Origin of the sequence: Paraburkholderia sp. BR14312 (assembly GCF_040948675.1) — a bacterium.
Classification (GTDB): Bacteria; Pseudomonadota; Gammaproteobacteria; order Burkholderiales; family Burkholderiaceae; genus Paraburkholderia; species Paraburkholderia nodosa_A.
Genome location: NZ_JBFPKI010000008.1, coordinates 325,005 through 346,718, shown reverse-complemented (window position 1 = coordinate 346,718; position 21,714 = coordinate 325,005). Strand labels below are relative to the sequence as shown.

Annotated in this window: 23 protein-coding genes; 17 read left to right on the top strand and 6 right to left on the bottom strand. The window is 64.6% G+C overall.

What is annotated here, in order from left to right:
* Positions 1-25 precede the first annotated feature (25 nt).
* Positions 26-520, bottom strand: coding sequence for a hypothetical protein (locus AB3X98_RS24145; RefSeq protein WP_083245548.1), 495 nt, complete (start codon positions 518-520; stop codon positions 26-28).
* Positions 521-587: 67 nt separating this feature from the next.
* Here AB3X98_RS24145 and AB3X98_RS24140 point away from each other — a divergent pair, with 67 nt between their 5' ends.
* From AB3X98_RS24140 to AB3X98_RS24090, 11 genes are all read left to right on the top strand, one after another.
* Positions 588-833 (top strand): hypothetical protein, encoded by a 246-nt coding sequence (locus AB3X98_RS24140; protein WP_141710855.1) that lies wholly within the window; start codon positions 588-590, stop codon positions 831-833.
* Between the two features lie 235 nt (positions 834-1,068).
* Positions 1,069-1,644 carry a type VI secretion system contractile sheath small subunit gene (gene tssB / locus AB3X98_RS24135; protein ID WP_069267984.1) on the top strand — a complete coding sequence of 192 codons (576 nt, stop codon included), beginning with the start codon at positions 1,069-1,071 and terminating at the stop codon, positions 1,642-1,644.
* Between the two features lie 21 nt (positions 1,645-1,665).
* The gene (gene tssC, locus AB3X98_RS24130) at positions 1,666-3,141 is read left to right on the top strand and encodes a type VI secretion system contractile sheath large subunit (RefSeq protein WP_069267983.1); all 1,476 of its coding nucleotides are present in this window, start codon (positions 1,666-1,668) and stop codon (positions 3,139-3,141) included.
* Between the two features lie 131 nt (positions 3,142-3,272).
* Positions 3,273-3,779, top strand: a complete 507-nt coding sequence (locus AB3X98_RS24125; protein WP_069267982.1) for an Hcp family type VI secretion system effector — start codon at positions 3,273-3,275, stop codon at positions 3,777-3,779.
* Between the two features lie 12 nt (positions 3,780-3,791).
* A complete protein-coding gene (gene tssE, locus AB3X98_RS24120; protein WP_368605829.1) occupies positions 3,792-4,286 on the top strand; it encodes a type VI secretion system baseplate subunit TssE in 495 nt (164 codons plus the stop codon).
* A complete protein-coding gene (tssF, locus tag AB3X98_RS24115; RefSeq protein ID WP_368605830.1) occupies positions 4,270-6,057 on the top strand; it encodes a type VI secretion system baseplate subunit TssF in 1,788 nt (595 codons plus the stop codon). The genes tssE and tssF overlap by 17 nt, the downstream gene beginning before the upstream one ends.
* Positions 6,021-7,151, top strand: coding sequence for a type VI secretion system baseplate subunit TssG (gene tssG, locus AB3X98_RS24110; protein WP_368605831.1), 1,131 nt, complete (start codon positions 6,021-6,023; stop codon positions 7,149-7,151). Before tssF ends, tssG begins: the two co-directional genes overlap by 37 nt.
* A complete protein-coding gene (tssH, locus tag AB3X98_RS24105; protein WP_368605832.1) occupies positions 7,148-9,802 on the top strand; it encodes a type VI secretion system ATPase TssH in 2,655 nt (884 codons plus the stop codon). Before tssG ends, tssH begins: the two co-directional genes overlap by 4 nt.
* A 37-nt stretch (positions 9,803-9,839) precedes the next feature.
* Positions 9,840-11,828, top strand: coding sequence for a type VI secretion system Vgr family protein (locus tag AB3X98_RS24100; protein WP_368605833.1), 1,989 nt, complete (start codon positions 9,840-9,842; stop codon positions 11,826-11,828).
* Positions 11,829-11,835: 7 nt separating this feature from the next.
* Positions 11,836-12,381, top strand: a complete 546-nt coding sequence (locus AB3X98_RS24095; protein WP_368605834.1) for a toxin-antitoxin system YwqK family antitoxin — start codon at positions 11,836-11,838, stop codon at positions 12,379-12,381.
* A 33-nt stretch (positions 12,382-12,414) separates the two neighbouring features.
* Positions 12,415-12,810 carry a DUF4280 domain-containing protein gene (locus AB3X98_RS24090; RefSeq protein ID WP_342946197.1) on the top strand — a complete coding sequence of 132 codons (396 nt, stop codon included), beginning with the start codon at positions 12,415-12,417 and terminating at the stop codon, positions 12,808-12,810.
* An 83-nt stretch (positions 12,811-12,893) separates the two neighbouring features.
* On the opposite strand, the gene AB3X98_RS24085 is transcribed toward AB3X98_RS24090, so the two are convergent.
* Entirely contained in the window at positions 12,894-13,388 is a 495-nt protein-coding gene (locus AB3X98_RS24085) for a hypothetical protein (RefSeq protein ID WP_342946198.1), read from the bottom strand.
* A gap of 280 nt (positions 13,389-13,668) precedes the next feature.
* Here AB3X98_RS24085 and AB3X98_RS24080 point away from each other — a divergent pair, with 280 nt between their 5' ends.
* The 5 genes from AB3X98_RS24080 to AB3X98_RS24060 all read left to right on the top strand — a co-directional run bounded on the left by AB3X98_RS24080 (position 13,669) and on the right by AB3X98_RS24060 (position 17,232).
* A complete protein-coding gene (locus AB3X98_RS24080) occupies positions 13,669-15,240 on the top strand; it encodes an alpha/beta hydrolase family protein (RefSeq protein ID WP_368605835.1) in 1,572 nt (523 codons plus the stop codon).
* Positions 15,241-15,447, top strand: a complete 207-nt coding sequence (locus tag AB3X98_RS24075) for a hypothetical protein (protein WP_368605836.1) — start codon at positions 15,241-15,243, stop codon at positions 15,445-15,447. It begins immediately after the preceding gene.
* Positions 15,448-15,688: 241 nt separating this feature from the next.
* Entirely contained in the window at positions 15,689-16,105 is a 417-nt protein-coding gene (locus tag AB3X98_RS24070) for a hypothetical protein (protein WP_083245546.1), read from the top strand.
* Positions 16,102-16,668: a MerR family transcriptional regulator gene (locus tag AB3X98_RS24065; RefSeq protein WP_368605837.1), complete on the top strand. Its 567-nt coding sequence runs from the start codon at positions 16,102-16,104 to the stop codon at positions 16,666-16,668. The genes AB3X98_RS24070 and AB3X98_RS24065 overlap by 4 nt, the downstream gene beginning before the upstream one ends.
* A gap of 144 nt (positions 16,669-16,812) precedes the next feature.
* Entirely contained in the window at positions 16,813-17,232 is a 420-nt protein-coding gene (locus AB3X98_RS24060) for an ester cyclase (RefSeq protein ID WP_368605838.1), read from the top strand.
* Between the two features lie 67 nt (positions 17,233-17,299).
* On the opposite strand, the gene AB3X98_RS24055 is transcribed toward AB3X98_RS24060, so the two are convergent.
* On the bottom strand, positions 17,300-18,568 hold the full coding sequence (locus tag AB3X98_RS24055) for an NAD(P)/FAD-dependent oxidoreductase (protein WP_368605839.1): 1,269 nt from the start codon (positions 18,566-18,568) through the stop codon (positions 17,300-17,302).
* 183 nt (positions 18,569-18,751) lie between these two features.
* On the opposite strand from AB3X98_RS24055, the gene AB3X98_RS24050 reads away from it, so the two are divergent.
* Entirely contained in the window at positions 18,752-19,489 is a 738-nt protein-coding gene (locus AB3X98_RS24050; protein WP_368605840.1) for a class I SAM-dependent methyltransferase, read from the top strand.
* A 30-nt stretch (positions 19,490-19,519) separates the two neighbouring features.
* Here AB3X98_RS24050 and AB3X98_RS24045 read toward each other — a convergent pair whose 3' ends face one another.
* From AB3X98_RS24045 to AB3X98_RS24035, 3 genes are read right to left on the bottom strand one after another with little or no spacing between them, the layout of a single operon-like run.
* Positions 19,520-19,960, bottom strand: a complete 441-nt coding sequence (locus tag AB3X98_RS24045; RefSeq protein WP_069267967.1) for an excinuclease ABC subunit A — start codon at positions 19,958-19,960, stop codon at positions 19,520-19,522.
* Positions 19,961-19,977: 17 nt separating this feature from the next.
* A complete protein-coding gene (locus tag AB3X98_RS24040) occupies positions 19,978-20,433 on the bottom strand; it encodes a signal peptidase (RefSeq protein ID WP_368610328.1) in 456 nt (151 codons plus the stop codon).
* A 35-nt stretch (positions 20,434-20,468) separates the two neighbouring features.
* Positions 20,469-21,713 carry a beta-ketoacyl synthase N-terminal-like domain-containing protein gene (locus AB3X98_RS24035; protein WP_368610327.1) on the bottom strand — a complete coding sequence of 415 codons (1,245 nt, stop codon included), beginning with the start codon at positions 21,711-21,713 and terminating at the stop codon, positions 20,469-20,471.
* Position 21,714 lies beyond the last annotated feature (1 nt).

The following is a 21,714-nucleotide window of genomic DNA, read 5'->3' as shown; positions in this document are numbered from 1 at the left end:
CCGTTGCGTCACACCGTTTGGCTGCTCAATGTGCGGCCTGCACGCTCAGATCCTGGTCGCCGAGCAGCAGCAGCGCGTGAGCGGGCCCCGTATCGAGCCTCACGCGGTGCGCGCCCGGTGTCTGATAGTCGGCGAACACCACCACGCCTGCGCCCCGCTTGCCGCCAAACGGAAACGGCGCCGCTGCGATCTGTTGACCCGGCACGACTTCGAACGACACGACCGTGATGTCTTCGGGATGATCGCGGCGCCATTGATCGCGCTGAGCGAACCACTTTGCCGAAGGCAGGCCGAGCAACGCGTCGAGCAGTTGCTGATTGCGCACGAGCACGGCGTCCACGGCAATGGGCGTGTCCTGATTCGCCTGAGTGGAGACGGCAATGGCCAGGGTATCTACCTGTACCTTGGGCAGCGACGAACACGCCGCGAGCACCTGCGCGAGCGCGAACGCCAGCGCGGCGGCACGCCAGCCGCACGGCTTCGCGGCGCGCGACGCGCCGGCGAATAACGTGGTGATCACTGCGCAATCCCCATTGTGTGCGTCGCCTCTTGTCCGCGATGCCTCCTGCCCGCGCGCAGGATAGCTCATGCTAGTTCGTATTTCTAATCAAGGCGCATGTTCTGCAGCGCAAGCTGTTTCGCGCGTAGTCTACAAGCGCCCCACGCAAAATTGCAATAACGATTTTCTAATCGATCAATTCAAAAACAATGCGCAAATAAACTTGAAAGGAAATGAGTCTATGCGCCGTAAATATACTTTGAAATTCCGCGTTTACTGTCCTAAAGTCGTGACCGTCTATCTTCACGACGTGCGCGACGAAGGACAAGGTTAAGCCGCACGCAGCGCGAACGCTTGACGCCGTGAATGCTCTCGTCTGACGAATCCGGGGCATGCTTTAGCTGTGCTTTTTCTGAAGGACCGGGAATACACCTGGCAATCGTTTAATTACGTTTTGCGGGGCATTGTCGTCTTAAAGAAAACGCATCATGAAAAGGCTAGATTGACGACAAACGTGCATCTCTCCCGTTACACAATGCAATAGAAGAACGACCGCCACCGAGGTGACCATGGCCGACAGTACCCAGCACTGGTTCGAACGGAACCGACCGCCGCGTGTCCAGATCACGTACGACGTCGAAACGGGCAATGCCATCGAAAAGCGTGAACTGCCGCTCGTCGTGGGCATCCTTGCCGACTTGTCCGGCAAGCCTGTCGAGCCGTTGCCGAAAATGACGGAGCGCCGCTTCGTCGACATCGACCGCGACAATTTCAACGACGTGATGAAGTCGATCGGGCCGCGCGTGACGCTGCAGGTCGACAACACGCTCGCTGCCGACAGCAGCAAGATCAACGTCGACCTGAAGTTCGAGCATATCGACGACTTCGATCCTGTGAGCATCGTCCAGCAGATCGGCCCGCTCAAACAGCTCTACGACGCGCGGCTGCGCCTGCGCGACCTCCTCACGAAGCTCGACGGCAACGACGAACTGGACAAGCTGCTCCAGGAAGTGGTCCATGACCCGAAGGGATTGAGCGAAATCCGCTCGGCCCACCCGCTGGACACGCCGACTGCGCAGCTGCCGCCGCCCGCGGGCGACGCCGCTGCACCCGCCAGCCCTTCCAGTGACACGCCGGCCAGCTAAGCCCAACGCGAGGAGACAATCATGTCCGATATACAGGCCGCCGCGACCGCGCAGGCGGGTACGGTCACGCTGCTCGACCGCATCGTGCACGAAGGACGCATGGCGCAATACGAGGAGCAGCAGCAGCACGCGCGCGAGCTGCTCGCCGAGTTCGCGCTGCAGGTGCTCGACAAGAACATGACCATCAGCCGCGACACGGTGGCGATGATCAACGATCACATCCGCAAGATCGACGAGCTGATCAGCGAGCAACTCAACGAGGTGCTGCATCACCCCGACATGCAGGCGCTGGAGTCGTCGTGGCGCGGACTGCATTTTCTGGTGAAGGGCTCCGAAACGGGCACGCGCCTGAAACTGCGCCTGTTGAACGCTTCGAAGAAAGACCTGCAGAACGATCTCGAGAAGGCCATCGACGTCGACACGAGCGCGCTCTTCAAGAAGATCTACGAAGAGGAATACGGCACGTTCGGCGGTTTTCCCTTCAGCGTGCTGGTGGGCGACTACTACTTCACGCGCCAGACGCCTGACGTGAGCCTGCTCGAAAAGCTCGCTTCCGTGGCCGCTGCCGCGCACGCGCCGTTCATTTCGGCGGCACACCCGCAGCTGTTCGACATGTCGAGCTTCACGGAGCTGGGCGTGCCGCGCGATCTCTCGAAGGTCTTCGAGACGATCGACATGGCCCGCTGGCGCGAATTCCGCAAGAGCGAAGACTCGCGCTATGTTGCGCTCACGCTCCCGCACATCCTGATGCGGCGTCCTTATCATCCGGACAGCAATCCGGTGGAGGGCATGAACTTCTTCGAAGATGTCGACGGCACCGACCACTCGAAGTACCTGTGGGGCAACTCCGCCTATGCCCTCGCGCAACGGATCACCAACGCGTTCGCGCAGTACAGCTGGTGCGCCGCGATTCGCGGCGTGGAAGGCGGCGGCGCGGTCGAGCGCCTGCCGGACCATATCTTTCAGACGGCTTCGGGCGACAAAGCCATGAAGTGCCCCACGGAAGTGGCGATCACCGACCGCCGCGAAAAGGAGCTCGATTCGCTCGGCTTCATTGCACTCGTGCACAAGAAGAACGAAGGGCTCGCGGTGTTCTTCGGCGGCCAGACTGCCTGCAAGCCGGCGCTCTACAACACGCCCGAGGCCACGGCGAACGCGCGCATTTCGGCCATGCTGCCGTATATCCTCGCGGCGTCGCGCTTTGCGCACTACATCAAGGCGATCATGCGCGACAAGGTCGGCAGTTTCATGACGCGCGATAACGTGCGCGCCTATCTCAACACGTGGATTGCCGACTACGTGCTCGTGAACGACAACGCGCCACAGGAAATCAAGGCCCAGTATCCGCTGCGCGAGGCGCGCGTGGACGTGACAGATGTGCCGGGCAAACCCGGCGCGTACCGCGCGACGGTATTCCTGAGGCCGCACTTCCAGCTCGAGGAACTCACTGCCTCGATCCGGCTCGTGGCGACGCTGCCGCCGCCGGCGGCCGCCTGATCCACCCGCAAAAAAGCGATTCGATGAACAGACGACGGCCAGGCGGCGCATGAGCGCCCCTGGTCCCTGAACGCGCCTGGCGCCGCGCACGCGGCCCGCGCGGTTCTTTACTGCTTCGGGAGCAGCAAACCATGGATTCGATCATTCTCGACCTCGGCAGCGACATCAAAGGCGAGTGCACGCTGGAAGGCTATACCGACAAGATCGAGTTGATGTCGTATAGCCACAACGTGGCGATGCAGGTCACCAACGACGTCAGCAACTCGGAGCGCACCTCGGGCAAGCCCCATCTCGGCGAATTCACCGTGACGAAGTTCGTCGACGTCGCCACGCCCACGCTCAACGAATATTGTTGCTCCGGCAAGGCCATCGCGAGCGCGACCATCGTGGTGGGCCGCAACGCCGCCGAAAGCGACGGCAAGATCATGCCGTTCATCACCTATACGCTGAACAACGTCGTGCTGAGCAACGTGAGCGTGTCGGGCGGCGCGGGTGGCAAGCCCGTGGAAACGCTCTCGCTGAACTTCACGAAGATCAAGTGGGAACTCACCGCGCAGAAGGACGACGCCACCAAGGAAGGCACCGCGGCCACGACGTGGGACCTGGCCGCGAACAAGGTCGTGAAGGCAGCAGCCTAGCGCGCACCACCTATGGCGAACGTCCGCGCCTTCATCGCCATCGCGCCCATGCCGCTCTTCGAGCGGCTGGCCGACGACGCGCCCTTCGACGCGCACGAGTCCGTCGACGAGCTCGCCGCGCGCACACTGGACGCGGCCGGCTTGCGCGCGTCGGTGCGCGCGGAGTTGCTGCGCCTTCTCAACACGCGCCGCGGCACGCCACGCCTGCCGCGCGCGCCGGACGTCCTGCTTTACGGCCTGCCCGACTGGAGCGGCCAAAGCGCGGCACGCGCGGAGGACCGGGCGGTGATCGAGCGCGAAGTGGCCGAGGCGATTCGCGCGTTCGAGCCGCGCCTTCGCGAGCCGCGCGTGAAAATCGAAGCGGACGCCGCCGCGCCATGGCGGCTGTGCCTGCGCATTCGGGGAACGCTGCGCGGCAGCGACGGCGTGGAGCACGTCGTCACCTATGTCGCCGGGCAGGATGGCGAAACGCAGTCCATCGGGATCGTCGATGAACGACTCGCTTGATGCGCAACTGCTCGACTACTACCAGCGCGAGCTGACTTATCTGCGCCGCGCGAGCGAAGGCTTTGCGCAGCGTTATCCGAAGATCGCCCGGCGGCTCGAACTCGGCCCCGGCGAGAGCGCCGATCCGAACGTCGAACGCCTGATCGAAAGCTTCGCTGTGCTAACCGCTCGCCTCCAGCGCACGCTCGACGACGAATACACCACGCTCACGGACGGCCTCCTCGAACAGTTTTATCCCTACGCGTCGCGGCCGGTGCCTTCCATGACGATCGTGCAGTTCGAGCCCGATCCCACGCAAGGCAGCATCGCCGCGGGCTATCGCGTGCCGCGCGACACGACCCTCATGCACGTGGACGCGAGCGGCGCGACGATCCACTGGCGCACGTGCAGCGACGTGACGCTCTGGCCGATCACCCTCGCCGCCGCCCAGTTGCTCGACGCCGAGGAAGCCCAGGCGCTCACCGGCAACGCGTCGCTGCAATCGGCACTGCGGCTCACGCTGCGGGGCATCGGGCCGCACAAGCTGGGCACGCTGCCGATCGAGCGCTTGCGCGTGCGCCTCACGGGGTCGCCCGTCACCTCCGCCGCGCTCTACGACCTGCTCGGCGCACACAGCGCCGCCACCTGGCTGCAGACCCCCGAGGGTACGTTGCAGGCGCAACGCGGCCTGCCCTCCCCGGTTGGCTTCGACGAGGAAGACGCGCTGCTGCCGCTCGAAGACGGTGCGCATCCGGCCTGCCGACTGCTCGTCGAGTACTTCGCCTTTCCCGAGAAGTTCGCGTTCTTCGATCTGCCGTTCAAGCCGCCTGCGGATGCACTCGACAGCCTCGATCTCGTGATCGGCTTCACGGCCGCCCCGCGCGGGCGCTTCACGCTGCATACGCAGGATATCCAGCTCGGCTGCGCGAGCGCGCTCAATCTGTTCGCGCGCACCTCCGAACCCTTGCGGCCCGACGGGACGGCGCGTGAAATGCGCGTGAGCCCCGACGGGCACCGCGAATCGAGCACCGAGATCTACGCCGTGCGCAACGTGCGCGCCGTGGCGGGCCGCACGGTCACGGACGTGCCGCCCTGGTACGGCTCGATGCACGGCGCGGATTCGGCTGTGTACTGGTACGCGCGGCGCGTGAGCGGGCTGCATCCGTCACGTCCCGGCAGCGATGTCATGCTCACATTCGTCGATACGCGCTTCAATCCCGCCGCGCCCGCAGCGCGCACGCTCACTGCGGATCTGCTGTGTACCAATCGTCATCTGGCCCACCGGCTCGCCCCGGGCGCCGCGCTGTCGTTCGAAGTGCCGGGCCCCGTGGCGAGCGTGCGCATTGCGCATCGACCCACGCCGCAGATCGTGGCCGCGCTCGACGGCACGTCGCGCTGGCGCCTCGTGTCGCAGCTCGTCCTCAATCACACGTCGATCGTGGAAGGCCCGCAGGCGCTGCAGTCGCTGCGCGAAATGCTGATGCTCCACAATCTCGGCGCGCATGCCCCGTCGCAGCGCCAGATCGCGGGGCTCGTGGCCGTGTCGAGCGAACCCATCGTCGCGCATGTCGGTACGGACCGTTGGCGCGGCTGGCGCAACGGACTCGGCGTGCGAATCGAACTCGACGAAGCGAGCTTCGTGGGCGCGAGCACCGTGCTCTTTTCCGGCGTGCTCGCGCAATTCTTCTCGCTCTATGCGAGCGTCAACCGTTTCGTACAGACCTCGCTCGTGCGCGACGGTCGGGAGATCCGCACATGGCGGCCGACGATGGGCAGCCCGCTCGTTCTCTGACGCAGCGGCTGTTCGACGAACCGCACGCGTTCGAATTCACGCAGGCCGTGCGCCTGCTCGAGTTGTTGCAGCCGCACGCGCAGCCGCTCGGGACCGGGCTCGACCCCGGCCAGGAAGCGCTCGTGTTGAGCGGCAATCTGTCTCCCGCGTTTCCGGCGAGCGCGCTCGGGCCATTGCGGCGCGGCTTACCGCGCTCGCTCGCTTTTGCGCCTCAGGCGGGGGAAGAAGCATCCGCGCAATCCGGACATGCGGGACCGCCCCAGCTCCAGGTCAACGCGTTCGCGCTCGGCGGCCCGAACGGCCCCTTACCCGGTGCATGGCAGGAATGGCTGCAGGACCGTCTGCGCCGCAAGGACCGCTCGGCGGCGGCGTTTCTCGACATCTTCCAGCACCGGCTGCTGGCGCTGCTCTATCGTGCACAGCGCAAGTACCGCAGCGCCGAGCCGCTGCCCGCCACGACGCAGCGCTCGGCCGATGTCGTGCTGCGCGCGCTGACGGGCAACGCCTCGCTGAACTCGCGCGCCTCGTACAACCGCGCGGGGCAGGAAGCCGCAATACCGCCCGAGCCGCTCGACCTGCGCGCCGTGCTGGCGCGCGCGGGCCTCTTCGCGAACCGTCGACGCTCGATCGCGGGTTTCGACGTCATGGTGCTGCATCATTTCCGCGTGCACGTGCGCTCGACGCCGTTCGAAGGCGGCTGGCGCACGCTGCCTCCGGCGAGCCGCACGGCGATCGGCTCCGGTGGACGCAACCGGCGGCTCGGTCAGGATGCCGTCGCGGGCACGAGGATCTGGGACGAACACCAGGGCATACGCGTGCGGCTGGGTCCGCTCAGGCGTGCGCAGTACGAAGCCTTCCTGCCCGGCGCGCCCGCTCACGAAGCACTGAATTCGCTGGCCTCCGAATGGTTCGGCGCCGAACTCAAGGTGCATCTCGAACTGCAGCTCGCCGCGGGCGAATTGCCGCGCGCGCGCCTCTCGCGGCTCGCGCCGCCGAAGCTCGGCTGGACCGCCTGGGCCGGCGCCGCGGAATCGGCGCCCGCGCGGCTCACGCGCCTCGCGCCCGAAGACGTTCCGGGGCGTACCGGGCCGTGACGCTCGACCTCAAGACGCTCGTTGCGCGCCTCGAGCGCGAGCCGCGCGAAGCCCTCGAACGCGCCGCGCAGCAATGCCTGCGCGAAACACATTTCGTGGTCGAAATCGAACACTGGCTGCTCGCGCTCGCCGAACCCGAGGGCGGCGATCTCGCGTGCGTGCTGCCGCACTTCGGCGTGGACTGCGCCGCGCTCGGCGCCGAGATCCGCATGACGATCGCGCGCTTCAAGCGCGGCAACACGGGCATGCCGTCGTTCTCGCCCGACCTGCTCGTATGGCTCCAGGACGCGCTCGTGCAATCCACCGTCGTGCTCCAGCAACCGCGCGTGCGCGCGGCGACGCTGCTTATCGCCCTGCTCGAAAACGACACGCTGCGCGCACGCGCCGTGCATGGGGCGCCCACGCTGCTGCGCGTGGCGAGCGCCGCGCTGCGCGCCAATATGAGTGTCTGGCTCGCGCCTATCGAAGCGATGTCGCCGCTTGCGTCGACATTGCCGATCGCACCGCTCGAAGCGGCCATGGACGACAGCGCGAGCCTTCCCGTGCTGACCGGTGCCCTCAAGCCCGAGGCGCCAGCGCCCGCCCTGCTCGACCAATACACGCTCGACCTCACCGCCGAAGCGCGGGCCGGACGCATCGACCCGATCATCGGACGCAATGCGGAGATTCGCCAAACGCTCGACATCCTGTTGCGGCGGCGACAGAACAACCCGTTGCTCGTGGGCGCGCCGGGCGTGGGCAAGACGGCCGTTGTCGAAGGTCTCGCGCTGCGCATCGCGGCGGGCGACGTGCCGCCGCCGCTTGCGGAAGTCTCGCTGCGCATGCTCGACCTCGCGCTGCTGCAGGCGGGTGCGGGCCTGAAAGGCGAGTTCGAGCGGCGTCTGCGCGCCGTGATCGATGAAGCGCGGCACTCGCCACGACCGGTGGTGCTCTTCATCGACGAGGCCCATACGATGATCGGCGCAGGCGGCGCGGAAGGCGGCAGCGACGCCGCCAATCTGCTCAAGCCCGCCCTTGCGCGCGGCGAGCTGCGCACGATCGCGGCCACGACGTGGCTCGAATACAAGAAGTACTTCGAGCGCGACCCCGCGCTCGCGCGGCGCTTCCAGCTCGTGCAGATCGAGGCGCCCGACGAGCCGACGGCCATCGCGATGCTGCGTGCGCTGGCGCAAAAGTTCGAAGCGCATCACAACGTGACGATCCTCGACGCCGCCATCGTCGATGCGGTGAAACTCTCGCACCGGTACATCTCCGCGCGCCAGTTGCCCGACAAAGCGATCGCCGTGCTCGATACCGCTTGCGCGCGCGTGGCGCTGGCGCAGCACGACACGCCGCCGCAACTCGAGGCGGCCAGGCACCGGCAGCGCGCGCTCGACGACGAGCTGCTGCGCCTGCGCATGGAAACGGTACTCGGCGCGAATCACACGCAGCGTCTCGCCGCGCTCGAAGCCGAACATGCGCACAACGCCACGCTCGTCGAGACGCTTGAGGGACGCTGGCGTGACGAAGCCGCTACCGTGCGTGAGATTCTCGCGGTACGCGCGAGTCTGGCCGCCCTCGACGCGGCGCCTCGCGATGCTTTCAACGAAGGCACGCACGAACCGCCAGAAAACGCGGACGCGAACGAGAACAACGAGGCCGCGGACCCGCGCGAAGACCTCGCCGCCGAACTGGCGCGCCTCGAAAGCGGCCTCGAAGCGATTCGCGACGACGACCCCATGGTGCCGGTTTGCGTGGACTCGAAAACCATCGCCGCCGTGATCGCAAGCTGGACCGGCATTCCCGTGGGCAAGATGCTCGCCGACGAAGCGCACGCCGTGCGCACGCTCAAGGGCCGTCTTGCGCAGCGTATCGTGGGGCAAGACGGGGCGCTCGACCGCATCGCCATGCGCATCCAGGCCTGGCGCGCGGGGCTCGCCGACCCGTTGCGCCCGGTAGGCGTTTTCCTGCTCGTGGGACCAACGGGGGTCGGCAAGACAGAGACGGCCTACGCCCTTGCGGATGCACTCTATGGCGGCGAGCGCAATCTCATCGTGATCGACCTCGCCGCGTATCAGGAAGCGCATGCCGTCTCGCAGCTGCGCGGCGCGCCGCCGGGCTATGTGGGCTATGCGAGCGGCGGCCAGCTCACCGAGGCGGTGCGCAGGCGCCCTTATAGCGTCGTCCTGCTCGACGAAATCGAAAAAGCGCATGTCGACGTGCTCGAAGCCTTCTACAACGTCTTCGACAAGGGCGTCATGGAAGACGGCACCGGGCTCGTGGTGGATTTTCGCAACACGGTGATCCTCGCCACCAGCAACGTCAGCGCCGAATTGCTGCTCAATACGCCTGCCGCAACGCTTGCCACCGACGCCTTTGCGCGGCGGCTGCACGAAGAACTGCTGCACGCGTTTCGCCCGGCGTTTCTCGCGCGCATGACCGCCGTGCCTTATGCGGCGCTCGACGACACGGTGCTACGCGCCATCATCGAAAAGAAGCTCGAACAACTGCGCATGCGCTACCGCGATGCGACGGGCAAACAGTTCGCCTTCGACAGCAGGATCATCGACGCCGTGCTCGCGCGCTGCCGCGCCGCGGGTGGTGCGCGCGAGATCGACAACGTGCTCATGAACGAGTTGGTCGGCACGCTCGCGCAGTGGGCGCTCGAATGACGATGCACACCACCAGCCACGAAACACTACCCTCGCGATGAACCGCCCCATCTCCGCCGACACCGATGCGCGCATCAGCCTCACCGGCAACGCGTTCAGCACCCTCTTTCCCGCCAGCTTCGAAGCGCGCGAGGCACTGGACGCTCCCACCACGTTGACCCTGCACGCTCACGGCGGATTGCCGCCGCCCGCGCCCTCGGGCATGACGGCCAACCATGCAACGCTCTCGCTCGCGTGGGGCGAGTCGCCTCGGCTCATCGACGCCGTTTGCACGCGCGCCGCGCAGCTGCCCTCGACGATAGATGCCAGCCACTTCACCCTGGAACTGCGTTCGTGGTTGTGGCTGCTCACCCTCTCGCGAAACAACCGCATATTTCAGGGCAAAAACGCGCAGGAGATCATCCAGGCCGTATTCGGGGGGCACAGCTTGACGGACTACTCCATCTCCATCACGGGCACGCCGGCTACGCGCGAATGGTGCGCGCAGTACGCGGAATCGGATTTTGCGTTCGTGAGCCGCCTTTGCGAAGAGGAAGGCTGGTTCTATTTCTTCCGCCACGATACGGGCAGCCATACGCTCGTCATTGCCGACAGCAACGACGCCTTCACGCCCTTGCCCGGCGACGCAACACTGCACTACACAGGCGGCACGAGCGGCACACGCGAATCGACGCAGATCGTCCATTGCGAGGTCGTCGAAGAGACGGCCACCGGGCTCTTCTCGCATACCGACTACGCGTGGGAGACGCCGACCGCGCAGCTCTATTCGCAGGCACAGGCGGCGTCGAACGGGCATAGCGTGTACGAGTACCCAGGGCGCTATGCCACCAGTGGCGACGGCTCCACACTCTCCAGGCACCGCGTGGACGCGCTGCGTGCGCCCACACGAATCCTCATTGGCGAAAGCGACTGCCGCGCGCTGGCGCCGGGTTGCCGCTTTACGCTGGCCGATCACGAATCGAGCGACGCCAACATCGAATGGGTCGTACGCAGCGTGATTCACGAAGCCGACCACAACCGTTATCGCAACCGCTTCGAAGCGTTTCCGTTCGCGACGACATGGCGGCCCGCGCGTATCACGCCGCGCCCCTTCATGCCCACGCAGACCGCGACGGTGGTGGGCAAAAGCGGCGAGGAGTTGTGGACGGATCAGTACGGCCGCGTGAAGGTTCAGTTTCACTGGGACCGCGACGGCCAGAACGACGAACAGAGTTCGTGCTGGATTCGCGTGGCACAGCCATGGGCGAGCAAGCGCTTTGGCATGCAGTTCATGCCGCGCGTGGGCGACGAAGTCGTGGTGACTTTCATCGACGGCGATCCAGACCGGCCGCTCATTACGGGCAGCGTGTATAACGGCGCGAACCTGCCGCCTTATACGCTGCCCGACAACCAGACGCAATCCGGCATCAAGACGAATACCTCGAAAGGCGGCAACGGTTTCAACGAATTGCGTTTCGAAGACAAACAGGACAGCGAGGAAATCTTCCTGCAGGCGCAAAAGGACCTGAACGCCAAGGTGATCAACGACGCGACGTGGACCATAGACCACAACGAAACGAGCACGATCAAGAACGACCGCGCGCATACGATCAAGGAAGGCAACGATACGCTCACGGTCGAACAGGGCAACCGCATCACGACCGTCAAGACGGGCGACGAAACCGTCGACATCAAAGGCGCACGCACCGTGAAAGCCGGCGGCAACGAGACGCGGACCGTGGGCGGCAATCTCGATCAGACAGTGACGGGCAACATGACGCTCACTGTGGACGGCAACCTCACCATCAAGGTGAGCGGCACGCTAACGCTGCAGAGCACGGGCAACCTCACGGCGAAGAGCGACGCGTCGCTGACGAATCAGGCCGCCGTGTCGCTCACGAATCAGGCCGGGACGTCGCTGACCAACAAGTCGGACGGCACGCTTTCGAACGAGGCGCAGAGCGTGACGAACAAGGGCGCCGTGCAGCAGACGGTGGACGGCGGCGGCATGCTGGTGGTCAAGGGCGGCATCGTGAAGATCAACTGAGGCGAGCATGGAGACGATTCGACCGGTCACGATAGAACGCGACGACACGCGCATTGAAGGCGCGACGCTGGGCGGCGCGCTGCACGGCCCCGTGCGCATCGAGACGGAAGGACGCCCCGTCGCGATGATGCGTTACGCGAATGGCGTGCTCAGCGGCCCGGCTACCTATTTCTATCCTGAGGGCAATTCCTCAGCGCAAGTGCAGTATGCGAACGGAAAGCTCGACGGCAAGGCGCTTTTCTACCACCCCGATGGAAAGATCCAGCGCGAGGAGCACTACGCGAACGGCGTCCTGTACGGCGTATCGCGCACCTGGCTGGCCGACGGCACGCTGCTCGAAGAAGCGCATTACCGCAACGGCAAGCTGCATGGGGTCTTGCAACGATTCCATCCGAATGGTTGCCTCGCTCTGCGGCAGCCGTTCAGTGCCGGAAAACCGCTCGAAGCGGCGAAACGTTATACCGACGACAACCGCCCGCTAGCGGCGGACGGCAAGCCGCTGCCGCGTTGGAAACAATGGTGGCAGTCGCTCGCCAATCCGTCTTCGGCCTGATCCTCGCGCAGGCAACGCACAAGGAGGTACATCATGACCAGTCCGCAAGTCTGCGCCGGTGCCACATTGCAATGCTCGTTCGGCGGCGCGCCGGGCACGCTGAACGTTCTCCCCGTCAATCGCGTGCTAGTGAGCGGCGTGCCCGCCGCGACGATTGCCGACTCGATTCCCGTCGCCAATATCACGCCGTTCGCGCTGTGCCAAAGCCCGGCGAATCCCACAGTGATCGCCGCGACCGCCGCGGCGCTGGGTGTGTTTACGCCGATGCCCTGCGTTCCGGCTACACCGTCGCCGTGGATTCCCGGCGGTGCGCCAACCGTGACGCTGGGCGCCATGCCGGCGCTGGATGCTCAAGGTACGCTCGTTTGCATTTGGGGCGGCGTGATCAAAGTGGTGCAGCCGGGGCAGGTAACTACGCTTGTGCCGTAGGGCGCGGTCGGCGACGCAAGGACGCCCGGCGCTACGCCAAAGGGAAAGCGATACGTCCGAAATCGCTCGCTTCGATCTGAATGTCAGCCCGGCGTTGCGTGCGCCGATCCGAGGCCGAGCATATGTAGCGCAAAGGCGCGCATGATATCCTGCACCGCGTTGGTCAGGACGCCTGTAAAACTAGCACTGAAGACTTTCTGAGGCCCCTTTCCGAGGATCTCGACTTTGCTTGTGTGCGAAAACACGACATTCGGCACCGCCCCCCCACTAATAACAAAATCGTAATACGCGCTCGGCTTGTTCTTCACGGTGTATGTCGTCCCGGCTTTCTTCCCTTTTTTGGTATCGAGATGAATAGGTGCCGGCCGCTCTGCGGTTACGTGGCAGGAATTCGCCACGCCACCATTCGCGAGCGGTACGGTGATGTGATACTCCTCGTTCTGAATCTCGAATGGCAAGTAAATAAGGGTGCCGCCTTCGTCTGTCGCGTCATCGTAGGTAGCTGCCGCGGGGAGGATTCCGCCTAATGCGACCGCATTGTCCCAGTCTGTCTTGATGTTCGAGAAAACGAGAGGCATTGCCAATCTCCTGGTAGTTGAATGTGTGATCCTTCTGAGTAGATAGTAGCCCGTCGGATCGCAATTCGCCTTTTATTTTATGAACAATAGACGTTTTATTACATAGGATCCCAATCATCCGGAAAACACCTGCGCGCACTCTTCATCAAGCACTTCACTGGAAAATTGTTCCCACAACCAGTAGCAAATGCCGAATTCGTTTACCTATACTCGTTTCACTCTGCAAGGCAGCCCCATTTTCCGAACACCAGCAAAAACGGAGCGTGAAATGCGAGGAGCGATGCTTAAGACGGGTTGGCTACTGCTGACTTTCCTTTTGTCGAGTGCCAGTGTTGTCGCGCAGGCCGCCTCGACATGCAGCGGCTTGAGTTGTTTTTTCCGCGGCCAGCTAGTCGAGCAGAGAACAAGCTTGCGCCTGAGCGCAAGCGACTTCACGAAACTGCTAAACACGAACGCAACGGGTCAGCAATTGCTGCAAGTCGCCGGCACGCCGCGCTGCGACATCGAAATCAAGTACTTCCGCTACCTCACGATAGGCGGCGCAGGCGAACCCACCATGTCGAGCGCCGCGCTGATGATCCCCGGCGGCGGCGCCTCGTGTACGGGGCCGCGTCCGCTCATGCTGTACGCACACGGCACTACGACCTACCGGAACTACAACATCGCCGACATTACTCAAGCGGACCCGGCCAACGGTGACGGCGCGGGCGAAGGCATTGCGGTGGCGGCGATCTACGCGGCGCAAGGTTATCTCGTCGTGGCTAGCAACTATGCCGGCTACTCGGGCTCCCCCTTGCCGTATCACCCCTATCTGAACGGCGACCAGCAATCCGCCGACATGATCGACTCATTGCGCGCGGCCCGATTCGCCATGGCCCTTCCCGACCCGGCAAACAAGACGCGTGAGAACGGCAAGCTGTTCGTCACTGGATATTCGCAAGGCGGCTACGTGGCGCTCGCGACCCACCGCGCGCTGCAGGCGGCCGGCATCAACGTCACGGCTTCCGCGCCGGGCTCGGGTCCGTATGCGCTGGGCGCCATGGCGGATGCCCTCGTCCAGGGCGAGGTCGACCTCGGCTCGACGATCTTTACGGTGCTGGTGACCACGAGCTACCAGCACGCCTACGGCAATATCTATCGCAAGCCGGGCGACTTTTTCGAGGCGCCCTATGCCCCTGGGATAGAGAACCTGCTGCCGAGCGTCACGTCAATGGACACGCTATTCGCCAAAGGCAAACTGCCCGCAACGCAGCTCTTCAGCAGCACGCCGCCTGCGCCACAGTTCGCTTCGTTGACGCCGCCTCTCGCGCCGCCCCTGGCGCCCGCTGAATTGACGCCGCTCTTCGCGATGGGATTCGGCACCGCGAATCTCGTGCGCAATGCCTATCGCCTGAGCATGCTCGAAGACGCCATCGCCAATCCCGATGGCGCCTTTCCCACGCCGACCGCCGCGATGGCCCCCGCTGCGAGCCCGGCCCAGCCGCTGCGCCAGGCGTTCAGGCGCAACGATCTGCGCAACTGGGTGCCGCGCTCGCCCGTGCTGCTATGCGGCGGCCACCTCGACCCGATGGTGTTCTTTTTCAATGCGGCGATCGAGGAGGCCTACTGGAAGAACGCCAACGTCGCGCCGGGCCTGACCAGCGTGCTCGACGTCGACTCGGCGCCAGCCGCGAACGATCCGTTTGCCGCGGTCAAAGCTGGCTTCGCTCAGGCCAAGGCGGCAGTCGCCGCGCAGGCGGTTCAGGGTGGTGCAACGGATGGTGGGCTTTCCGCAGTGCTTCAGGTCTACCACGCCGACATCGTCGCGCCGTTCTGCATGGTCGCGGCGCGCGGGTTCTTCGGCAATTTATGATTGGCGGCCGCGATCGAGAACGCGATCAAGGGCAATCCGGCGTTCAAGCCTCATAAGGGGGAGCATAGTCAAAACGCCAAGGTCCATTGCTTTGCGGGTACGAATTGGCATGACTCGAAAAAGCACGAAACCGTTTCAGTCTCCGGCGTTAAAGATAGTGGTGCCATTGCGGCCGACATTCTTGGCGAGACCTATACCAATTTTTAGTCGAGAGCCGCTTGACATAATGCTTCATCGCTCCCTCAGACCGGACATGGGGCGCTTGCAGCCAACAAGCCGCCATGCGCCACTTTCGATGGGCTAGAAGGGCTTTCACGCCTCATGCAACACAATGAGCCTGAGCGTTCGACGGCACCAGTGAGCCGAAGCGGCACGAAGGCGCTTGACTCGACTACCGTAGTCACCTTCACGATCGATACCCTGTTCAACGGACAGGGTATCGATCGAAATGGAAACCGCCCGCGATCTCACCGACGACGCCTTCCTCGAAGCCTTTCTAAGCTGCAGGTTGCCACCGGCCGCGTTCAATCATCGCAATCATCTGCGCGTGGCGTGGATACACCTGCAGCGCTTCCCGCTGGACCAGGCGATCGAGCGCACCTGTGCCGGTATCGCGCAATACGCCACGCATCTCGGCGCGCCGGGCCGATACCACCGTACAATTACGGAAGCTTTGGTCCGGCTGATGGCGCATGCGGGCGCATCGGATTCATTGCACACGTTCGATGAGTTTCTCGCACACGCACCAGCCTTTTCCGGCGATTGCCGCGCGCTTGTCGCCGCGTACTATTCGCCCGCCAAACTGAACCGGCCCGAAGCGCGCTTGTTCTTTCTCTCACCCGATAGACTTCCCTTGCCGTCATGACACGTCTCGCTCGTTTCACTCTCGGACGACTGGCACGCGAGGCGGGACTCTCGCGTTCCTCGCTGCTGCACTATGAAACGCTGGGCTTGCTCGTGCCGGTCGCACGCAGCACCGCGGGCTACCGGCTCTACGATGAGACGCAACGCGAACGTCTACGCGCAATCTGCGCGTACCGGGCCGCCGGATTACCACTAGCCGCAATACGCGACGTCCTCGCGAACGAGGCAGACGCAGCCGCCCAGATCCTTGAAAGGCATTTGATGGTGCTAACGGAGGAAATCGCGCGTCTCAAACAGCGTCAGAATGCAATTGCGACGTTGCTCGCGCAACCATCGTTTCGTCGGAGAGGAAAGAAGCGTGGCAAAGACGCGTGGGTGGCGATGCTGCGTCGCGCCGGCTTCGACGATGCGGAGATGGACAGGTGGCATGCAGAGTTCGAGGCAGAAAACCCCGACTCGCATGCAGCGTTTCTGGCTTCGCTCGGGCTGACGCCCAAAGAGGTGAATGCCATCCGCCGGCGCGCGAAGCTCACAGGCAACGCAGCCATCGGCCACGCAGCCTGATGAAAGTCATTGACAGTCAAACCTGGAAATGTGCGCCACCGCACGTTCTCGCGTGACTCCGACGCACGTCGTCGCGCTTGGCCGTCTACTCTGCAGCAACCGGCTTTCACTTCCCAATTTCGCCAACCAGGAGACGTTCATTCCATGCATGAAACAAGCGATAGGGTTCGCGCATTCATCGAGGAAGTCCTGAATCAAGGGCAGATCGACGCCGCAGAGCGGTTTTTCTGGGAGGACATGGTCGAGCAGGTGCCGTTCCCCGGCCAGGGTCCCGGTATCGAGGGCCTCAAGGATGTCGTACGAGGGATGCGAGCCGCGTTCCCGGACATGCATTGGCGCGTCGAGGAACAACTCACGGAAGGCGACCGCGTGCTGACCCGCTTCGAGTGGACGGGCACGCACAGGGGCGCGTTCCTCGGCGTGGACGCTACGGGGCGCGCCGTCAAGGTCTGGGGCATGGTCATCGATCGCTTTCAGGACGGCAGGATCAAGGAAACCCGCCTCATCATGGACACGCTCGGGCTGATGATCCAGCTAGGCGCGGTTCCTCCACCGGGCCAGTGAAACCGCGATAACCTGGTTGGTCCCGCGTCCCGCTGCAGGACCAACCCAGTGCGCCCCTCTTCGCTCGTTACAACGACAGCTTGCACGCCTCATGCAGCGAAGTGAGTCTGCGCACGGGCTCCGCTACATAAGGGTTGCTCTCGTCCCACGCGTAGCCCGCCAGCACCGAGCTGATCATCCGACGGATCAAGGGTGTTTGGCGCGGGTAGTAAATGATGTCCTGCAGCTCGCCCGTGTACCAGCGCTCGACGAAGGCGCGGAACGTGTCGATCCCCTTGCGCAGCGGCACGTCGTATTCGGCCTGCCAGTCCACGGCCGCGCCGCCGAGCGCGCGCTCGAGTACCTTCACGGCCAGGTGCGCCGAACGCAGCGCGATGGTGACGCCCGAAGAAAACACCGGGTCAAGAAACTCGCCCGCGTTGCCGAGCAGCGCGAAGCCCGGGCCATGCAATCGTTCGACGTTGGCCGAATAACCGCCAATCTGGTTCACCGGCATGAGAAACGGCGCGTCGCCGATCAGGCGGTTCAGTGTCGGCTCCTCGCGAATGAGCGCGCGCAGCCGCGCCTCGCGTTCCGCTTGCGGCATGTCGAGGAAAGCGGCATCGGCAACACAGCCCACCGACGAGCGCCCGCCCGCGAGCGGGATCATCCAGAACCAGACGTCGCGGTGCTCGGGGTGTGTCGCGATGCAAATCTTGTTGCGGTCGAAGGCGTCAAGCGGCAGCCCGTCGCGCACGTGGCTGAAGATCGCGGCACGCGTCGGCATGCCGGTGGGCGCCTCCAGATCCAGGAGGCGCGGTAGCACGCGACCAAATCCGCTCGCGTCGAGCACGAAACGCGCGTGCACTTCATAGCGCGCCTGGTTTTCGTCGATCGCCTCCAGCACCGGCGCGTCGCCCGTGCGCATGCCCGTCACCGTGTGGCCGAAGCGCACCTCGGCGCCCTGCTTCGCGGCGCAGCCGATCAACAGATCGTCGAACTTCGCGCGCTCGACCTGGTAGGTCGTGCCCCAGCCCTCTGAGTGTTTGTCGCGGAAGTCGTACGACGATACCTCGTCGCGCCACACGAAATGCGCGCCATTCTTGTACTGAAAGCCGGCTTCCACCACCGCCTGCAGCATGCCGGCCTCTTCCAGGTACGCCATGCTTTGCGGCAAGAGGCTCTCGCCGATCGAAAAGCGCGGGAAATGCTGGCGCTCCAGTACGAGCACCGAGCGTCCGGCCTTGCGCAATAGGGTCGCAGCGACTGCGCCCGAGGGGCCCGCGCCGATGATCGCCACGTCGACGGTTTCGCGTCGCGTGGACGGCGTAACGGCTTCTCCAATGCTCTTTTCCATAGTCCTTTCCCTTCTCTGCGTCCTGACGCGCTCTGTTACGTCCTGTCACGTCCTGTTACGACTGTATGCCCAATGCAAGTGCACTTTGCTGCGCGAAACCGTGATTCTGACACCCCTCGCTGCGCCCTTGCATTTACAATGCCCATTCGCGTCCATGACCGCATTGGCAACGGGTAAAAAAATATGTCGGTTTCCGAATCAAATTACGTGCCGTTCGTCCCGGAAACGGCCTTCGGTATCTGGTTTCTCCGCACCCATACGTGGGAGCACCACGTGCTGCGCGTGGCGATCAACGACCTCAAGCGGCTCGTCGACGTGCCGTTGCCCGACGCGCCCGAAATCGTCGATGTCGGCTGCGGCCAGGGCAAGTCGTTCCGCCTGCTGGCCGAGGCTTTCCGCCCGCGCCGCATCGTCGGGGTCGACTATCACGAGGCGTCGCTCGAACTGGCGGCGCGTGCCGCGCGCACCTGTCAGGACGAATTGCAGACGCAAACCGCGTTCGAACTGCTGCACGGCGATTGCGCGAGCCTGCCGTTACCCACGGCCAGCGCGGACATCGTCTTCTGCCACCAGACTTTCCATCACCTCGTCGAGCAGGAACGCGCGCTCGCGGAATTCCACCGCGTGCTCAAGCCGGGCGGCGTGCTGCTCTTCGCCGAATCCACTGAGGCTTATATCCGCTCGTGGGTCATCCGCCTGCTGTTCCGCCATCCCATGCACGTGCAGAAGAGCGCCAACGGCTACCTCGAAATGATTCGCGCAGCGGGTTTCCGCTTTTCGGAGCGCAATGTTTCGCTGCCCTATCTGTGGTGGAGCCGTGCCGCCGATTTCGGTCTCTTCGAGCGCCTCTGCCTGCATCATCCCAAGCCTGGGAAGCGGCGCGAAACCCTGGTCAACGTAGCCGCCGTGAAGGCGGCGTGAGCCGGGTCGCCCGCCGCCGCCTGCTGCGGGTTACTTGCCGCCCTTGAGCGTCACCACGTCGCCGACGAGCGCCACGCCGGCGATCATCGCGCCCGCGCCGCAGGTGAACTCCGTGGCACTCTCGCGCAGTTCGTTCTTGTAGTTGCTCTTGATGTTGATGACCGCGTTGCCGCCTTCCTTGCGCGCGCGTTCCTGCAGCTCCTGCACGGCCGAAAGGAACACGTGCTGGCAGGCCGCTTCGTCGCTCTTGCCAAATGCGTTCGTCTTCTTGTTCGTGGAGAACTGACCCAGCGTCTTCTTCACCGCCGGATGCGGTTGGCCCGCAAAGTACAACGCAATGTCGTCGCTCACCTTGCCGGGCTCGCTCTGCAGCGCCACATCCACCGAATAGGTGTCGACGGTATTGCGTGCGTAGGCGTGCGACGTCGCGAAGGCCGCGCACAGCGCGGCGAACATCCACAGTTTCTTCATTGCTTTTCTCCGTTGGTTCAGTTCGCTTGCAGCACCACGAGGTCGCCTGTGACGGCGATGGCCGCTGCACTCTGGCTCACGCCGCAGGTGTATTCGGTGGCCGACCCGGTTTCGCTGCCGTGAAAGCGCGTGGTCAGGTTGATGACGGCGTTGGCGCCCTTGTTGTGGGCGTCCGCGCGCAGCTTGTCGAGTGCCATGGCGAGCACCTTGTTGCAGCTGGCCTCGGCGCCGTCGGTCGCGCGGGCGACACGCAAGGAGTGCGAGGCATCACCGACGTGGCGCACCACTTCCGGATGCGGCTGCGCACCGAAATACACGGCGATCTTTGCGGCGGGGTCCGCGCTGGACGCGGCTTTCGCCGTCGAGAGCGAAGCTGCGGGCTGGATCGGCAGCGTGAGGCGCTGCGATCCGCAAGCGGCCAACGTCAGGCTGACGATCGCGGCCATGCTCAGCGTGAGGTAAGTCTTTTTCATTGGAATCCTCATTATTTTCAGGGTTGCCCGAAACTTCAGACTGCGTTCCAGGCGCGAAACACCAGGCTGGCGCAACTGCCGCCGAACCCGAATGAAACCGACATCGCCGTATCGATGCGTGCGTCGCGCGTTTCACGCACGAGCGGCATGCCGGCGGCAGCCGCATCGAGCGCTTCGATGCCCGCGGCACCCGCAATCCGGCGATCGCGCATCATCAGCAGCGTGTAAATGGCTTCGTGCGCACCGCACGCGCCGAGCGGATGGCCGCTGAGCGCCTTCGTCGACGAGAACGCAGGCACCTCGCCGCCAAACACGGCGCGCAACGCGAGCAGCTCCTCGATATCGCCCGAGGGCGTCGAAGGCGCATGAGTGTTGATGTAGTCCGGGCGGCAGCCGGCCTCGACGAGCGCCTCGCGCATTGCGCGCGCAATGCCGGCCGCCTGCGGCGCGACCATCTGCGCACCGTCGGTGCACTGGCCGTAGCCGGTCAGCTCCGCGTAGATGCGCGCGTTGCGCGCCTGCGCATGCGCGAGCGATTCGAGCACGAGGATGCCAGCGCCCGAGCCGATCACGAAGCCGTCACGCTGCGCGTCATAGGGCCTCGACGCCCGCTCCGGCGTGTCGTTGAAGCCGCGCGAGAGTGCGCCCATCGCGTCGAACATCAGCGTCATGTTGTCGTGCAGGCCTTCGGCGCCGCCCGCGAGCACGATGTCCTGGCGGCCCGTCTGGATCAGCTGCATGGCCTGGCCGATCGCGAGCGCGGAAGTCGTGCACGCCGACGAAGGCGAATACGTGACGCCTTGCATTCCGAACACGTGCGCAAGATTCGCCGATGTCGTGCTGCTCATCGCCTGCGGCACCGTATAGGGCGGCACGCGGTCGACCCCTCGGGTGTTCGCGCTTTCCATGGCCGCGTCGTACGCGGACATCGTTCCGACGCCCGAGCCCACCACCGCGCCGGCCCGAGGGCTGAGCAGCGCGTGTGCGTCGAGAGCGGCATCGGCGATGGCGCTGTGTGCGGCGTGGCAGGCGAAGCGCGCCGTGTCGCCCATGAAGCGTTCGGCCTTGCGCTCGAACGGCGTTTCGCCCGCAACCGAAGCCACGGCCGCCACCTGGCTCGCGAAACCACGGTCGCGCCACGCCTGAACGCGCGTGATGCCGCCGCGTCCGTCGCGCAAGCGCGAGGAAACGCCGTCGAGCGTATTGCCGAGGCACGAGACGATGCCCATGCCCGTCACGACGACGCGCTGCAAGCTGCGCGCTGATAGCGATGTCCGCATG